This is a genomic window from Acinetobacter gandensis (genome assembly GCF_001678755.1).
In the GTDB taxonomy this organism is placed as follows: Bacteria; Pseudomonadota; Gammaproteobacteria; order Pseudomonadales; family Moraxellaceae; genus Acinetobacter; species Acinetobacter gandensis.
Window position 1 is genome coordinate 171,328 of sequence record NZ_LZDS01000023.1, and the last position, 16,815, is coordinate 188,142.

The 16,815-nt window shown below is 41.3% G+C and carries 15 protein-coding genes; 6 read left to right on the plus strand and 9 right to left on the minus strand.

The window, feature by feature from the left end:
* Positions 1-24 precede the first annotated feature (24 nt).
* The 7 genes from A9J31_RS07950 to A9J31_RS07980 form a co-directional block, all read right to left on the minus strand.
* Positions 25-597: an HdeD family acid-resistance protein gene (locus tag A9J31_RS07950; protein WP_067763793.1), complete on the minus strand. Its 573-nt coding sequence runs from the start codon at positions 595-597 to the stop codon at positions 25-27.
* A gap of 126 nt (positions 598-723) precedes the next feature.
* Positions 724-1,482 carry a hypothetical protein gene (locus tag A9J31_RS07955; RefSeq protein WP_067763796.1) on the minus strand — a complete coding sequence of 253 codons (759 nt, stop codon included), beginning with the start codon at positions 1,480-1,482 and terminating at the stop codon, positions 724-726.
* Between the two features lie 3 nt (positions 1,483-1,485).
* Positions 1,486-2,280 (minus strand): NYN domain-containing protein, encoded by a 795-nt coding sequence (locus A9J31_RS07960; RefSeq protein WP_067763799.1) that lies wholly within the window; start codon positions 2,278-2,280, stop codon positions 1,486-1,488.
* A gap of 90 nt (positions 2,281-2,370) precedes the next feature.
* Positions 2,371-5,013 (minus strand): type I DNA topoisomerase, encoded by a 2,643-nt coding sequence (gene topA / locus A9J31_RS07965; RefSeq protein WP_067763802.1) that lies wholly within the window; start codon positions 5,011-5,013, stop codon positions 2,371-2,373.
* A 38-nt stretch (positions 5,014-5,051) separates the two neighbouring features.
* Complete coding sequence (locus A9J31_RS07970) at positions 5,052-5,501, minus strand: hypothetical protein (RefSeq protein WP_067763805.1); 450 nt, start codon at positions 5,499-5,501, stop codon at positions 5,052-5,054.
* A 70-nt stretch (positions 5,502-5,571) separates the two neighbouring features.
* A complete protein-coding gene (locus tag A9J31_RS07975; protein ID WP_067763808.1) occupies positions 5,572-6,573 on the minus strand; it encodes a hypothetical protein in 1,002 nt (333 codons plus the stop codon).
* A gap of 140 nt (positions 6,574-6,713) precedes the next feature.
* On the minus strand, positions 6,714-6,959 hold the full coding sequence (locus A9J31_RS07980; RefSeq protein ID WP_067763811.1) for a SlyX family protein: 246 nt from the start codon (positions 6,957-6,959) through the stop codon (positions 6,714-6,716).
* Between the two features lie 35 nt (positions 6,960-6,994).
* Between A9J31_RS07980 and A9J31_RS07985 the strand changes: the two genes are divergently transcribed.
* The 4 genes from A9J31_RS07985 to A9J31_RS08000 all read left to right on the plus strand — a co-directional run bounded on the left by A9J31_RS07985 (position 6,995) and on the right by A9J31_RS08000 (position 12,012).
* The gene (locus A9J31_RS07985; RefSeq protein ID WP_067763814.1) at positions 6,995-8,899 is read left to right on the plus strand and encodes an ATP-binding cassette domain-containing protein; all 1,905 of its coding nucleotides are present in this window, start codon (positions 6,995-6,997) and stop codon (positions 8,897-8,899) included.
* Positions 8,900-9,090: 191 nt separating this feature from the next.
* Positions 9,091-9,852, plus strand: a complete 762-nt coding sequence (locus A9J31_RS07990; protein ID WP_067763817.1) for a 3-oxoacyl-ACP reductase — start codon at positions 9,091-9,093, stop codon at positions 9,850-9,852.
* Between the two features lie 89 nt (positions 9,853-9,941).
* Positions 9,942-10,877, plus strand: coding sequence for an LpxL/LpxP family Kdo(2)-lipid IV(A) lauroyl/palmitoleoyl acyltransferase (lpxL, locus tag A9J31_RS07995; protein ID WP_067763820.1), 936 nt, complete (start codon positions 9,942-9,944; stop codon positions 10,875-10,877).
* 34 nt (positions 10,878-10,911) lie between these two features.
* Positions 10,912-12,012 carry a glycosyltransferase family 4 protein gene (locus tag A9J31_RS08000; protein ID WP_067763823.1) on the plus strand — a complete coding sequence of 367 codons (1,101 nt, stop codon included), beginning with the start codon at positions 10,912-10,914 and terminating at the stop codon, positions 12,010-12,012.
* Between the two features lie 88 nt (positions 12,013-12,100).
* Here A9J31_RS08000 and A9J31_RS08005 read toward each other — a convergent pair whose 3' ends face one another.
* Positions 12,101-12,406 (minus strand): hypothetical protein, encoded by a 306-nt coding sequence (locus A9J31_RS08005; protein ID WP_067763826.1) that lies wholly within the window; start codon positions 12,404-12,406, stop codon positions 12,101-12,103.
* A 376-nt stretch (positions 12,407-12,782) separates the two neighbouring features.
* Positions 12,783-13,910: an endonuclease/exonuclease/phosphatase family protein gene (locus tag A9J31_RS08010; protein ID WP_067763831.1), complete on the minus strand. Its 1,128-nt coding sequence runs from the start codon at positions 13,908-13,910 to the stop codon at positions 12,783-12,785.
* A gap of 184 nt (positions 13,911-14,094) precedes the next feature.
* Here A9J31_RS08010 and asd point away from each other — a divergent pair, with 184 nt between their 5' ends.
* Complete coding sequence (asd, locus tag A9J31_RS08015) at positions 14,095-15,213, plus strand: aspartate-semialdehyde dehydrogenase (RefSeq protein WP_067763834.1); 1,119 nt, start codon at positions 14,095-14,097, stop codon at positions 15,211-15,213.
* A gap of 145 nt (positions 15,214-15,358) precedes the next feature.
* Positions 15,359-16,783, plus strand: coding sequence for a FimV/HubP-related protein (locus tag A9J31_RS08020; RefSeq protein ID WP_067763837.1), 1,425 nt, complete (start codon positions 15,359-15,361; stop codon positions 16,781-16,783).
* The last annotated feature ends 32 nt before the right edge of the window (positions 16,784-16,815 follow it).

Genomic DNA, 16,815 nt, shown 5'->3' on the forward strand with positions numbered 1-16,815 from the left:
TTATTTATAGGATCCGCAAGTAGTTTACTGCTCTGCCGAGCTTTTCGGTACTTCACGTCGAATATAAGAAGCCAAAGTAAGGTAGTTGACCCCTTGGAATAAAATATCAACCGCCAAGAATAATCCTAATACCCAAAATGGCGCATCAGGTGACATCAAAATAATAACACCTGTCACCAAAGTTAAAATGCCTGAAAAGAGTGTCCAACCCCAACCTTGAAAGGCACGGAATAACAGCGCATTAAAAATACGAATCACACCAGCGATGATTAATATAATGGCCAATATATTGGTGAGGACAATCGCTGTTTTAACCGGTGTACTAAAAGCATAATAGCCTGCAATGAGGTACAACACCCCAAACAAAGCCCAAAACCAACGATAACCACCTTCAAATATTTTAAATGCAGCTATGAAATGGATAATCCCACCAAGCATCATTAATGCACCGAAAATATAAATCACGGTGAGTGTCGCAAATGGCAAAGCTGCCAAAAGTACAATACCGAAAACCACCAACAAAGCTCCTAAACCGAGATACCACTTACGGTTTTCATGGAGCTGACTGCGAACTAAATCGTTGCCTACTGTTCTCATATTTATTCTCAAGTTGATTGTTATTCATTTGATTATGCAGACAAATGATGAAGAGAAATGTAAGAAAAGTGCAAATCTTATCCACATAAACACCCTCATCTGTGGATAAAATCGACGTTATCCACATTATTTTAGCCATCCCACCTCGAGCGCCGTCGCTTCATTAATAACGGTTTGCTTCAAAGAATCAGGCATCTTACTTTGTATTTTGGATGTCGGAATATGCCCTGCCATTAACTCTGCTTGTGCCTGAGGAAATAGGGGTTGTTGATTGGGTGCAGCATAACCAAGCGGAAAAATTGGTTGACCTGTCGCCAAATCATATTTATCCGTCGCACCGAAGGCATGCAGTAATTCATGCACCAATACAATTTTATTTTGCTCCGACTGCTTCGCTGAAGCAAACAAATTCACCGAGCCGATGCGACCATTTTCCAAAGCAGTTGAGTGCTTTAATTCTCTGGTTGATTTCGGATCGTAATAATTTAAAAACAATGTGACACTGGGTGCGCCATCGCCACTTTCATGCTGTTTCCACGCATAATAGCGAAACTTTAGACTCCATAAAATGACATCAAACATTCCAGCATGATCTGGAACTTTAGGCGCTAATGAGTAAATTTCACGGCCTAACTTGAAATAAAAATAGGTAGGTTTCCCACGGTATTGTTGTGCAGCTTGTTGCAAAAATTGTTGTGCTGAAAGTAGATCGCTTTCTTTTAAATTTCTAATATAGGTTTGGGTACTTTCCAATCCATCTGCATTGATCGGATGTAAAAGCACAAAGACTGGTTTGCTCCAATCTTGATTTTTATCACGATAGGCATTCACTGCTACAATCAATAAGATGATGAGTAAGCACAATACTCGAATTTTTTTCCACATAATTTAATTACTTTGTTTTTTGATTTTTCTTAAATACATTTGGCTAAATTCTATTTTTGTCTCAAATAAATTAAGCGTTTTGATTAAACCTGAAAGCTTAGCACGTCCATAGTTACGTGAATCAAAATCAGGTTTTACTGCACTAATATACTGCCCAACCATGCTCAAATTCGCCCAGCCATTTTCATCTGCATTATCTTTCACTGCTTTATAAATTAAATTTAAAGTCGCTCTATCAATAGTATCAGCAACTGTATTTTCTTTAGTTTGTGCAGATATTTTAGACTCAATATTGTTGACATCTTTCTTCATTGCAACAGATAGTAATTCATCCTCATCTATGCTTTTTACATCAATATCACTTGTTAAATTTTCGACATAGATAAATTTGTCACAGGCTTTTTTAAATGCTTCTGGTGTTGTCTTTTTCCCAAAACCATAAACACTCAAACCATTCTCACGAATTCGAGATGCCAAAGGCGTAAAATCACTATCACTGGACACAATACAGAAACCATCTAAAGCTCCTGCATATAACAAATCCATCGCATCAATAATCAAAATCATATCGGTTGCGTCTTTACCTTTGGTATAGGCAAATTGCTGTACGGGTGTGATCGCATGCGGAAGTAAAACATCACGCCAATTTTTTAGCGTTTCGCTGCTCCAATCCCCATAAACTCGTTTAACACTGGCAATTCCATATTTTGCAACCTCTTCTAATACGGAAGGAATAGCATTTATTGAAGAGTTATCCGCATCTATGAGTACAGCAAACTTTTTTGTTTGAATTTCCACTATTTCCCCAATCATTTTTATCATTTAAATTTTGATTAATTCTGACATAAAAAATGCCGACCGAAGTCAGCATTTTATTGATTTTAAAGCTTAAGCCTCAACCCACTTACCATCTTGGTACACCAAAGACCATTTGGTTTGTTTGCCTTCCGCATTTTCAGAACCAATATATTGCGCTTGATTCTTACGGCTAAACTTCACCAAGGTTGGGTTGCCTTCAGGGTCGACATCTGGCGCTTGTAAAATAAATTGATATTTCGGATCAAGCTGCTCAGCTACACTACGGAGTTCCGACACTTTCGGCGCACGTGTTTCACGTACTTTCGGGAACTTACTTGCCGCTAAGAATAAGCCTGCAGCACCATCACGAAGTACAAAGAAGTCATCATGTTTGGTTGAACGTAGATGTTCCATTTTGATTGGGTCGACACGTGGAGGCGCTGGTTGGCCACTTTTCAATACTTTGCGGGTGTTATCACAGCTATTGCAGGCAAAGTAAGGACCAAAACGGCCCGTTTTGAGCTGCATTTCGCCATCACACTTATCACATGGAATGGTTGGGCCATCGTAGCCTTTAATTTTGAACTCACCTTCTTCGAGTTCAAAACCAGCACAATCTGGGTTATTACCACAGACATGTAACTTACGACCACCATCAATCACATAGCTATCCATGGCTGTTTCACAGATTGGACAACGCTTTTTCGACATCAAGTCAGCCGTTTCCGCAGCATCATCATCAGACAGTGCTGCTAAAGATTCGACAGGTGTTAAGTTCAATGTGCCCTTACAACGCTCTTTAGGAGGTAAGTTATAACCCGAACAACCTAAGAATACGCCTGTTGTACCTGTACGAATCTGCATTGGACGGTCACATTCTTTACAGTGTACTGCATCTACTTCTACAGGCTGATTACGGCGCATGCCATTTTCACCTTGTGCTGTAGTCAAACGTGTTTTGAAATCCCCATAGAAACTATTGAGCAGCTCTTTCCAATTACGATCACCATCCGCGACTTTATCCAACTGACCTTCTAAATCGGCGGTAAAGGCATAGTTCATCAAGTTATTGAAGTTTTCATCGAGACGGTCTGTCACGATTTCACCCATTTTCTCGGCAAACAAACGACGGTTATCAAGTTTTACATAACCACGGTCTTGAATGGTTGAGATAATCGCTGCATAGGTCGATGGACGACCGATGCCTTTTTTCTCAAGTTCTTTAACCAATGACGCTTCGGTAAAGCGTGCAGGTGGTTTTGTGAAATGTTGCGATGGATCTAATTTTTCAAGTTTCAGTACTTCACCCACTTTCACCGCAGGCAAGAGTACATCATCATCCGATTTATTTTGACCACGAACTTTGGTGAAACCATCGAATACCAAGGTACGACCTTTGGCTTTGAGTTCTACACCATTGGCATCTACTAAAATGGTCGATGATAAATATTCCGCTGGTGTCATCTGACATGCCACAAACTGACGCCAAATCAAGTCATACAAGCGCTGTGCATCACGTTCAGCACCTGCCAATTGGTCGCCTTTTAGCGCCACATTTGACGGACGAATCGCTTCATGGGCTTCTTGGGCACCCGCTTTGTTGCCATAACGGTTTGGCTTCGCCGGCAGATATTTTTGACCAAATTCAGACTCAATATGACCACGTACCATATTGACTGCATCATCACTCAAGAAAGTTGAGTCTGTACGCATATAGGTAATGAAACCCGCTTCATACAAGCGCTGTGCCAACATCATGGTTTTCTTCACAGAAAAACCAAGACGGGTACTTGCAGCCTGTTGTAAAGTCGACGTGATGTAAGGCGCACTCGGATTAACCTTAGTTGGCTTATCTTCACGAGTCGTTACCGTATAATCAGCATCTTTAATCAGATTTAGAAGCGCATCTGTTTCAGCTTTATTGTGTAATTTTAAAGTCTTGCCGTTTTGCTTCACCGCTTCAAGACGAATATCATCTTTCTTAGCTTTGGTATCTGCAAAAACTTGCCAAAATTCTTCAGGAATGAAAGCACGAATTTCACGTTCACGCTCAACTACCAGCTTCACCGCAACGGACTGTACACGACCAGCTGAAAGACCACGGGCAATTTTTTCCCACAACAATGGTGAGATCATAAAGCCCACAATACGGTCTAAGAAGCGACGTGCTTGCTGTGCATTGACTTTATCTGTATCGAGGCGAGAAGGATGTTTAAAGGCTTCTTGGATCGCATTTTTAGTGATTTCGTTGAACACCACACGTTGATAACGTGAGTCATCCCCGCCAATCACTTCTTTTAAATGCCATGCAATCGCTTCCCCTTCTCTATCCATATCCGTTGCGAGATAGACTTCATCGACTTGCGATGCCAATTTTTTCAGTTCTGCAACTACATGTTCTTTGCCTGGAAGCACTTCGTATTGAGCTTTCCAGTCGTTTTCAGGGTCGACGCCCATACGGTTGACCAAAGCTTTTTGTGCTTTTTTTGCTTTTTCAGCTTCAGTCAATTTGGTACGCGTCGCTGGTTTTTTCTCTGCTGTTTTTGCAGAGCCACCAGTTGGTAAATCACGGACATGACCCACCGAAGATTTTACGATGTAGTCAGAACCCAAATATTTATTGATTGTTTTCGCTTTAGCAGGCGATTCCACAATCACTAACGCACGCTTTTTCCCAGCATCGGAAGATTTTGCTGTGGTACTTTTAGATGTAGACCGAGGAGCGTTCGCCATAGTTAACCATCATTCCTGTTTAATAGGTATTTTAAAATTTAAAGTTCAGCCAATGAATGTAGAAATGCTTTCATATCATCAAGCTGGGTAGCTCTTAAGTCAGATTCTTCGTTCCAATAGAGTCCTACACAGTTTGCCTGCATATCAATAGCATAAATGCCCTTTAATGTAATGGGTAAGTCTTTAAACTTATCATCACCATAGACAAGTTCAAGTTTGTCATCCACCACCAAAGCTCGCATTAAAGGCAAGCGCGCATCTGGAATAAGCACACTATAATATGCCACCATACTGGCACGATTTTCCGATGCCTTTGGAATCTTGGTCCAATCAGGAGCAGCCACTAGACGCGGATGTAAACTCATTTTTCGAGCTTTTTCACGCATGATGCCTAAAGCTTTTTCTCTTGGATTTACTCGTAGCCCAAAAATTGACCCAAGTACAAAGACTACAATAAAAACGGTAACCCAGATTCCAGTATTTTCCATAGCACAACCTTTATATTCCTTTATTAGAGTTGCATAAGCACAATATAAAACGCAAGTTCACTCGATAAAATTAATTCAGGAACATCTCGTGGCTATAAAGCACTTCATGTCCATTCCAATAGATATATCCCTTTTCGATCAATTCTTTAAGTAATAATCGGACATCGGATTGTGGGAACATTTGCTCTAATAAATCACGTAATGCGTAGATATCTTTTGGTTTATCTGATTTTAATTCGTGCAATTTACGAATGACTTCCATCTGCACTGGATCGATTTTGTTAAAGTTTTTAAATAAGCCTTGCTGTGCTGCTTGAATAACTGATGCAGTATCTTCGTTATAAAGTTCGTGACTCTCTAACTGTGCAGAAAATTGTTCTAAATTAGCTATTGGAGCTGTTTGCTTCGGTTCAACCGACGCAGTTAAATCCAGTTGTACCCATTGCTTCAGTACTTTTTTACGAATGGAGATTTGCTCATCAAAGCGTTTCACAATTTTTAAATTGATCAACATCCCCAATAGATGTTGGGCTTTTTCAGCTGAAATCTGCAAAACGTTGATTAATGAATTTTTTAATTTTTCCAAACTGTTGGGTTTGCCATTCAGTTTATCCAGGCCATCGCAGTACTGTTTAACCAACAATAAATCTGGCTTGTTACGAATCGCTGCGATGTCTGGAATTTTATATTTAACTTTGCCGACATTTTCTACCGGTTGAATTTGAATGAGGCTTGCACTGAGATCAGAGCCATGTAGCAATTGCATTAATAAATCAATTTCTGGCATACCTGAAATCACTTCAATATGTGTTTCAGGGTCAATCAATGCCATCAATTGTCCCACAATCACCGCATATTCAAATTCTTTTTCTGGCGTTTCAGGGATATCAAGTATCACCACCTGACCACTTCCAATCCAGCCTGCAATTTCGGTTAAATCTTCAAGGGCATACTCAAATTTGCCACTACAACTAAATAGATAGAGCGTGCTGTAATGCTCAACAATATTGCGTAATAGGTTTGCCGTTGGTGGGCTATTTTCCAAATCCAGCAGGACAACTTTTTGAGTCATGAGAGTGAATTATCAGTTCTGATCAGCAGATGCGGTGCATTAGACCTGTCAGCGTGCAAAAGGTCAAATAATTTTACAGAACTTATGACAGAACAGACTGAATCTGCCGATAGAATGGAGTTGCACGTAGCGACCACATTTTAATAATGTGGCGGACGATTGGTCATTGGATCAAATGCAGCAATGCCTTCAGATAAATCTGCAGACTCTATACGTTGATAAATCAACTGCATTTGCGCCTTTAAATCTGTAATTTCAGCACTTTGACGGGCAACTTGGTCATTTAGTTGCTCAACTAAATCATCTAAAAATGCAATTCGCACTTGCAAATCTTCAATGGGTGCGGACAATGGCGCTTGATTATCAGTATTTTGTTGTTTAGACACTTCAAGTCCTCATTTGAGATTTTTCAGGAAATATTATGGCCTATATTACTTTAAGGGATGTCCAACTTGCGTTTGGTGGACCTGCCCTACTCGACGGCGCGAATTTTAGTTTAGAACGCGGCGAACGGGTGTGTTTAATTGGCCGTAATGGTGAGGGTAAGTCTACTTTACTTAAACTGATTGAGGGAAGTTTATTACCCGATGGTGGTGAAGTTTCTCTACAAAACGGCATTACCATTTCAATGTTGGCCCAAGATGTACCGATGGATTCGGGTAAGGTTGCTGATATTGTTGCCGATGGCGCTGGTGAAGCTGCAAGCGTGTTACGTGCGTATCATGAAGCAAGTGATGCATGCGTATTAGGCGACATGGAAGCATGCGAACGTATGGGTAACCTACAGCACAAGATGGATATGCTCGATGGTTGGGCACTTGAAACTAAAGTAAATTCAATTTTGAGCAAAATGGGCTTAGACCCAGAAGCAGATTTGGCAGATTTATCGGGTGGTCGTAAACGTCGTGTATTGCTTGCACGTGCACTACTGACTCAACCTGATGTGCTTTTACTCGACGAACCAACTAACCATTTGGATGTTGAAAGTATCGAATGGTTAGAAAAATTCTTGCTGGATCAAAACAATTTAACCTTATTGTTTATTTCGCATGACCGTTCATTTGTCGACAATATTGCAACTCGTATTGTGGAACTCGATCGTGGCGTATTGCGCAGTTATGAAGGCAACTATTCACGCTACCTAGAATTGAAAGCTCAGCAAATGGAAGCTGAAGAAAAGCAAAATGCTTTATTTGATAAAAAGTTAGCAGAAGAAGAAGTTTGGATTCGCCAAGGGATTAAAGCTCGCCGTACCCGTAATGAAGGCCGTGTCCGTGCATTAAAAGCCCTACGCGAAGAATCTCGTGCACGTCGCTCACAACAAGGTAAAGTGAGCATGTCAACGCAAGAAGCTAACCGTTCAGGCAAAGTGGTCTTCGAGATTGAAAATCTACGGGTGAAATTTGGCAACAATGATCCAATCATTAAAGATTTCTCTGCATTGGTACTTCGTGGTGACCGAATTGGTTTGGTCGGCGATAACGGTGTTGGTAAGACCACACTGATCAAAGCCATTTTAGGTGAACAAGAACATGACGGCTTGGTTAAAACAGGTACACAACTTGAAGTCGCTTACTTTGACCAATTACGTAATGCACTCGATTTAGAAAAATCAGTTAAGGATAACGTGTCTGAAGGTTCAGACCATGTCGATGTGAATGGTAGCCGTCGTCATATTTATAGCTACTTACAAGATTTCTTATTCTCTCCTGAACGTGCACGCACACCTGTAAAAGCATTATCGGGTGGTGAACGTAACCGTATTTTGCTGGCTAAATTATTGCTCAAACCATCAAACCTGATTGTGATGGACGAACCAACCAATGACTTGGATATGGTGACGTTGGAACTACTTGAGGAAATGTTAGGGGGTTATAAAGGCACATTATTATTGATCTCGCATGACCGTGCCTTTATGGACAACGTCGTGACTTCAACTTGGGTCTTCGATGGTAAAGGCAACATTGATGAATACATCGGTGGTTATCAAGACTATCTAGAACAGCGTCCAGACCAAACTGCAGTCGATCAAAAAAGTGATGTGAAAAAAGCCTTAGCCAAAGCTGAAGCGGCAGCTGCTGCGGCTGTACCGAAAAAGGTCAAACTGAGCTATAAAGATCAACGTGCACTTGACCAATTACCAACCGAAATTGCGGCATTGGAAAAAGAGCAAGCAGAACTTACTGATAAGTTGGCAGATGGTTCATGGTTTGTGACCGATGCTGATGCTGCGACCAAAGCCTCACAACGTCTTGCGGCTATTGATGACGAAATGCTTGAAAAAATGGAACGCTTAGAAGAACTTGAAAATATGAGTAATGGTTAATTATTTAGTTACTGTCTTATTCTCTTAATGCATTTAAGAAGCCGTATTTCGATACGGCTTTTTTTAAATCTCAGACTTAAAAAACTGAAAACAAAAACGTTTGGAATATTCTTAACCCTACACCTTCAATTCGATTTGGGCTTTGAGTCAAAGCTTGCTATGGTTTGCTCATATCAAATAAGGACTTGTGTATGCAAATTTCAGAGCAGATTGTATTAGTGACCGGTGGCGCTCGTGGACTCGGCTTAGCCATTAGTCAGGCATTAATTGCCGAAGGCGCTCAAGTCGTAGTGAACTATTTTTCAAGTCAAACCGCAGCTCAGCAATTGGCTCTAGATTTTCCACAGCAAGTTTTTGCTTATCAAGCCGATGTCACTGATAAATCACAAGTTGAGCAATTATTCACTGCTGCCAAAGCACATTTCGGTGCGTCAATAACGTCAGTCGTGAATAATGCGCTGATTGATTTTCAATTTAATGGCGATGCCCGTCCGAAAATTGCGGAATTAACAGCACAAACCTTACAACAACAATTCAATGGTGCTGTGGTTGCGGCACTTAATACGACTCAAGCAGCCTTAGAGGATATGCAAAATGTCCACTTTGGACGTATTGTTAATATTGGGACTAACCTCGTGCAAAATCCTGTCGTACCTTACCATGACTATACTGCTGCAAAGGCTGCTCTATTGGCTTTCACACGTACAGCAGCACATGAACTTGGTGAGTATGGCATTAATGTCAATATGTTGTCAGGCGGTCTGTTACAAAGTACGGATGCCAGTAAAGCTACGCCTGATGCTGTATTTGATTTGATTGCAGCTTCAACACCACTACGAACAGTCACGACACCAGACGAGTTTGCTGCAGCGATTATGATATTTTTATCACCTTATTCACGAGCAGTGACAGGACAAAACCTCATTGTCGATGGTGGTTTAGTTAAAGGTTAAAAATGTAAATGCCATGAAGCTGAACTTTCTCTTTCAATTCAGCTTCATGTTAAACTGATTCCTATTTTTTAGCATTTTCATTTTGCCCTATGAGTCAAAAGCCTGAATATCAACCTGGTCAGTTTCAATGGTCATTCTTACTCCCACAGTATTGGGGAATTTGGATTGGCATTGTCTTCCTGATGATTTTGGCAATACTCCCTTGGGCAATTCAACATCGTCTTGGGCATTTTTTAGGTTCTGTTGCTTTTAACAATTTGAAATCACGCCGTAAAACCACCATCCGCAATTTGGAAGTCTGCTTTCCTGAATGGACGCCCGAACAACTCCAAACCAATGCTCGCCAAGTGTTCATTGACCAAATGATCGGAATCTTTGAAACCTTAAATGCATGGTATAGCCCACAGTGGTTTAAAGGCCGTGTCCAAATTGAAGGTCTAGAGCATCTCCAAAATGCGCAAGCTGAGGGCAAAGGTGTCTTGCTACTCGGTACGCATTCAACTTTGCTTGATGCAGGGGGGTATTTATGTGCGCAGTACTTCGACCCAGACGTGGTGTATCGCCCGCAGAATAATCCACTTTTGGACATGTTGATTGTACGCTGCCGAGCAACGATCTATGCCAACCAAATTGACCATGATGATATGCGTGGTCTAATTCGAAATCTTAAAAATGGACATGCCATTTGGTATAGTCCCGACCAAGATTTTGGTTTAAAACAAGGTGTTATGGCTCCTTTTTTTGGTACGCCTGCTGCTACAGTGACGGCACATCGCCGTCTCATGAAAATCTCGAAAGCCGCTGCAATTCCACTGTATTTTTACCGTGAAGGTGATATTTCAAATCCACGCTATCGTGTCCTGATCTCACCTGCTTTAGAGCATTTCCCAAGTGAAGATGAAGTTGCCGATGCGACTCGGGTCAATCAAATTATTGAAAGCCAACTCCGTATTGCTCCGACTCAATATATGTGGTTCCACCGCCGTTTTAAAACTCGCCCACAAGGCTTCGATAAAATTTACTGAGTTCAACTCACCAAATAATTAAAAGAGAAAGACTATGAAAGTGATGCAACTCTTACCTGAACTCAATAGCGGTGGTGTTGAACGTGGGACTCTAGAAATCGCTCGTGCCCTTGTAGCTGCAGGACATGAATCATTGGTCGTATCCAATGGTGGGCGTATGGTTTCGCAGCTTGAAGCAGAAGGTTCTACACACTTAACCTTAGCCGTGCATAAAAAAGCATTATCGAGTTTATGGCAAATTCGCCCGCTACGAAAACTGATCTTGCAACATCAGCCAGATATTGTTCACGTACGGTCTCGTGTACCTGCATGGCTTACTCATTTTGCCCTAAAAGGAATTGCAAAAGATAAACGTCCACATCTTATTTCTACAGTACATGGTTTTTATTCGATTAATCGCTACAGCCAAATTATGACCCAAGCTGAAAAAGTCATCGCTGTATCGGATAGCGTGGTTCAATATATTACGGATCATTATAAAAACTGCCCGCCTGAAGATATTGTTCGAATTTATCGGGGAATTGACCCTGCTGCCTTTCCACATGGCTATCAACCATCAGCACAATGGTTCAACCAAACGCTTAAAGACTTTCCGGAACTAGAAAATAAGCAACTGATTTGCTTGCCAGGCCGTATTACACGTTTAAAAGGTCATGAAACCTTAATTGATTTGATCGAAAAGTTACAAACACAATATCCAAACCTTCATGCCATTGTGGTCGGTGGTGCAGATCCTAAAAAAGAAGCTTATTTGAAAGAGATGCATTCAACCATCCAATCAAAAGGATTGAGTGAGCGCATTACGTTTGTGGGACATCGTTCGGATATCCGTGAATGGTTAGCTTTCAGTGATTTAGTATTGTCATTGTCTAGTCAAGCTGAAACTTTCGGTCGAACTGCGCTTGAAGCACTATCTGTGGGAACACCAGTCATTGGCTGGAACCGAGGTGGTGTCGCTGAAATATTATCGAATGTTTATCCGCAAGGTTTAGTGCCGGTTGATGATGAAACCGCTTTGCTCGAAGCTCTAAAGTTACATTTAGACCTACCTCAACAAGTGGAACCAATCACAATGTTTAGCTTAAAAGATATGTGTGATCAGACGCTAGCTTTATATGAGCAAGTGAATCAATAATCTTATAGCGTTCATCCTGAGCTTTAATTTGAAATAAGACATCTATTATTTTCTGATATTTAAGATGTCTTTTTTTTATCAAGCACTATCACCCCTTCCATACACGATATCGTGCCATGAACCACAGCGTCAGTGGCAACAACAGCACATTGATTATATGTTGCAGACTTTGCCCAATCCGCCAATAACCTTTATCTAAAATATCATGCCGTGCATTGAATAGCTCAACACCAACAGCCAAAAGAATGACGGCCCAAATCGCATAATTCGACTTCAATTGTCGCTGATGACAAAATGCCACAACAAAGAAAATGATCAATCCAAAATAGATTGCTAAAGCATCGCTTGATAAATGTGTGATTCTCTGTAACTGTTGGTGCCATTCAGACAACATATATCCCCCCCTTCTTACATCATTTTTTTGAGTTTGATCTTGTTATTTATTGCGGTCACTGTATTCATAAATCGATCAAAAGAAAAGCAAAATCATGTATCTTAAATGAAGCAAACCCGAGTTCTGCATCCTGCAAAACTCGGGTCTATGAGGTTGTGCTTTCACAAGTATTTTTTGTTGTTTTTTCTTGGCTTTCCTTTCCTGCATCCTATCCGTGATGCGTTCCAACGGCTTAGTCTTCCATAGCGGGATTATCCATTCCCAGTTCCGTCTGCCGATGAATAAAGATTAAGTCAATATGTTTAACCTGACCATTCGTCAGAAGCCGAAACTTTTGTAAGCCATATCGTACACTTTTTCTTAAAAGCCAAGACCTTTATGGCACTTTGGTTCCATCCTTATAGTCACTCGCGATTTCATCCGTCACAATCTTTTCTTCTCTTTCCGCTTTTTCTATCCCATCTTGAATCGCTTCTTGCGCCTCTTGTTCATCCTCATCAGTCTGCTCAAGCTCTTGTTGAGTTTGCTCAAAAATTCGACCTGTTTGCAACACCACATAAACTGGAAAATGATCCGATCCCATATGTGGTAGACGCTCCATATGCACCAATGCAAAATCAGTACTGTGAAAAACATGATCGAGTGACCAGCGGAGTAATGGATAATCAGCATGAAACGTATTGACAAAATGACGCCCAACACGTGGATCGAGCAAACCGCTAATACGCTGAAATAAGCGTGTCGTCCTCGACCAAGCCACATCATTTAAATCACCCATCACAATACAACTTTCATCAATATCTTTGATTTGATCGCCAACAATCAGTAATTCCGCATCGCGCAACGTTGAATCTTTGGCTTCAGTCGGACTTGGCGGTTTAGGATGCAAGCAATACAGCTGAACTTGATTACCAGAAGGCAGCGTTACCCGAGTATGTATCGATGGAATTTCATCGCTTAGGATAAATTTAACTTCTGTCTCGGTCAGCTCTAACTTACTGTATAAATGCATGCCATAGAGATTATCTAAGGGCACTGGAACACGGTAAGGATAATCGGCTTCAATGACTGCAAGTTCATTTTGCCAAGTTTGGTCCGTTTCCAGCGTCAACACTAAATCAGGCTGGTGCTTTTTTATTAACTCAATCAATAAATGATATTTGGTATTGGTGGTGAGGACATTTGAAACAATCATGGAAATTTGTTTGCTTTCATCTAACTGTACTTGACTGACTTGCTTAACTTGTTTCTTCCACAACATGGTATAGGGTAAAACCATCTTCAGCTGGTAAGCCATTGCAGCAATTAGAGCAACGAAAATAATTTCTCGCGGTGTGTCCCACTCTCCTTTCCATACAATCAATAAAATGAAGGCAATTGCTCCCAAGGCTAGAATTTGGAGGCGTGGAAAATCTGCGCCGCGGAACCACCACTCATCACGTGGAATCAACGACCAGAATGTCAACCATATGACCACCACTGACAAAATTTCTACCCAAATCATAGCGCCTCCTTTTATATTCTTTATTTTTTATTGATTCATAAATTTATATCAATTTTCCATGTAACATAAAGTAGATATATTGGACAATATTATTCGTGTTTTGCTTATGTAGCACTTGCAGTTATGCACTTGTTTGGTACACTCGAATCCCTTTTTATTTTTTAACGCACCGAGGCACAATGACATGAAAGTAGGTCTGGTCGGTTGGCGCGGGATGGTTGGTTCCGTCCTTATGCAACGTATGGTTGAAGAGAATGATTTTGCTCACATCGAGCCATTCTATTTCTCTACCAGTAATGCAGGTGGTGAAGCCCCTGCATTTGGTGGTAAAACTGCCCCAGCACTTATGGATGCGACAGACATTAATAGTCTGAAGCAAATGGATGTCATTATTACCTGCCAAGGTGGCGATTACACGACAGAAGTGTTTCCAAAGCTAAAAGCTGAAGCTTGGGATGGCTACTGGATTGATGCTGCGTCTACACTTCGTATGGATGATGAAGCAATCATCGTACTTGATCCTGTAAACATGCATGTCATCAAAGACGGTTTAGTGAAAGGCACTAAAACTTTCGTTGGCGGTAACTGTACAGTTTCGTTGATGTTGATGGGCTTAGGCGGCTTATTCCAAAATAATTTAGTGGAATGGGCAACATCGATGACCTATCAAGCAGCTTCGGGTGCAGGCGCGCAAAATATGCGTGAACTGATCTCAGGCATGGGTTACTTGTATAACAATACAAAAGACTTACTTGATGATCCGCGCTCACCAATTTTAGATATCGACTCTAAAATTGCTGAATTACAACGTGGCGAAGGCTTCCCTTCAGCAAACTTTGGTGTGCCTTTAGCAGGCTCGCTCATTCCATACATCGACAAGCAGCTTGAAAGCGGTCAGTCGAAAGAAGAATGGAAAGGTCAAGTTGAAACCAACAAGATCTTAGGCAATCAACAAATTGTTCCAATTGACGGCCATTGTGTTCGTATTGGTGCAATGCGTTGCCACTCTCAAGCCTTAACGTTGAAATTGAAAAAAGACGTGCCGCTTGATGAAATTGAAGACATGTTACGTAATGCGAACCAATGGGCAAAAGTTGTTCCAAACACTCGCGAAGCATCTATGACAGATTTAACACCTGTTGCAGTCACTGGCACATTATCTGTACCAGTAGGTCGTTTACGTAAGCTCAACATGGGTAAAGAATACCTTGGTGCGTTTACTGTAGGTGACCAATTACTTTGGGGTGCTGCTGAACCACTTCGTCGCATGTTACGTATTTTAGTGGAATATAAAAATGCTTAAGCATTTTTAAGCCATTGAATAAGAAGCCGATCACAATTGATCGGCTTTTTTATGTAACTATCGTGTAAGTATTTTACAATTCTCTGACAAGTCGCTAATCTATAATTTTCGCCATGCGACATAAATGCTCGAGCTAAAGATTAAGATGACCGTATATAACAAATTAAAGATCGCCATTTTAGCCGTTATTGCATCTCAGAATATTCATGCGATTTCTATTGATCCTGTTCAAGTTCAATCAGCACCTGGGGAGTTGCTGTACGCTGAGATTCATTTCCGCCACTCAGACACTTCTGTGCCACTAAACGCCAGTTTAGCCAGTGCGGAGGACTTGCTCAGCATGGGTACAGGTCATCAACCGCCTGGGCATTTGAACTTTTTCACGCGTCGTGATGGCGCAGGTAATGGTGTGATTACCATCACTTCTTCACGCCCAGTCACTGATGCTGAACTCAATTTTATTGTCAATATTAAAGAAGGTAATGCATCACGCTTACAAAGTATTAAAACCCCATTAAAACGTAGCCCAACCAATAATGCATCTGCTCAAACCCGAGCAAATGAGCGTCCACTGGCCCCTGTGATTATTGTGAATGAAAAAGATATCGCATTAAATCTACCGACCAGTACGCTCTATACAGCAAAACCTGTCATCGCTGCTGAGCAACCGTTGCTGCTCAGCAAAAAAGCACCGCCAAGCCTGATACAAGCTCCTATCACAACACCCGTTGCGATTGAGTCACCAGTACATGTGCAAAATTATGCGATCCCAACACCCAATGCGCCGCATATTCCAGCGCCAACAGCATTAAAAGATTCATCAACGACTCTATCTAGCCAAAATAGCGCTACCGCAAAAATAGCGCCACCTGCACCTGCAAACGAGTCAGCCAGCATTTCACAAGACCCTCTAGCCAAAAAATATGCGGATGAAATAGCACAAAAGCGTGCAACAAAACCCATCGAAAATGCGCCTGTAAAAGCTCAAGCCGCGACACCAACTGCTCAACCCGTTAATACAGGGTCAGCTGCCACACAATATGTCGTGCGAAGCAATGAAAGTTTATGGGGCATTGCATCACGTATTGCCGCTGAGCAAAATCGTCCTGTGGGCGAAGTCATGAAGCAAATTAAAGCCTCAAATGAACATGCGTTTATTCAAGGTGATGTCAATCGTCTGCGTCGTGGCGCTGCACTCAATATTACTAGTGGAAAACCTCAAAAAGAGCCGACGAAAGTGTCTGCAGCGGAACTGGCAAAAACACCATCTAGCCAGTCAGGCAAAGCAAAATATCGCTTAAACCAAGCAGAAATGAGCTTAGTGGCTGAGAAATCACAAGATTCAGCTCCAGCTTCTGCAAACAATTCATCAGAAAAAAACAAAACTTCGAAAGAGTTGTCATTAAAAGTTATGACATCACGGGAAAAAACCGTTAAATTACAGAGAAACGTAACTCAATTAGAATTGGCACTAAATCAAAAGGATCATAGAATTCAACTATTAAATGCGCGTCTTGCACAACTGCAACAACAGTTGAAAGCACAACAAGCAGATAAAAGAAGCCAATAGCTAATACGTTACAAATGATGATTTTATAGGGA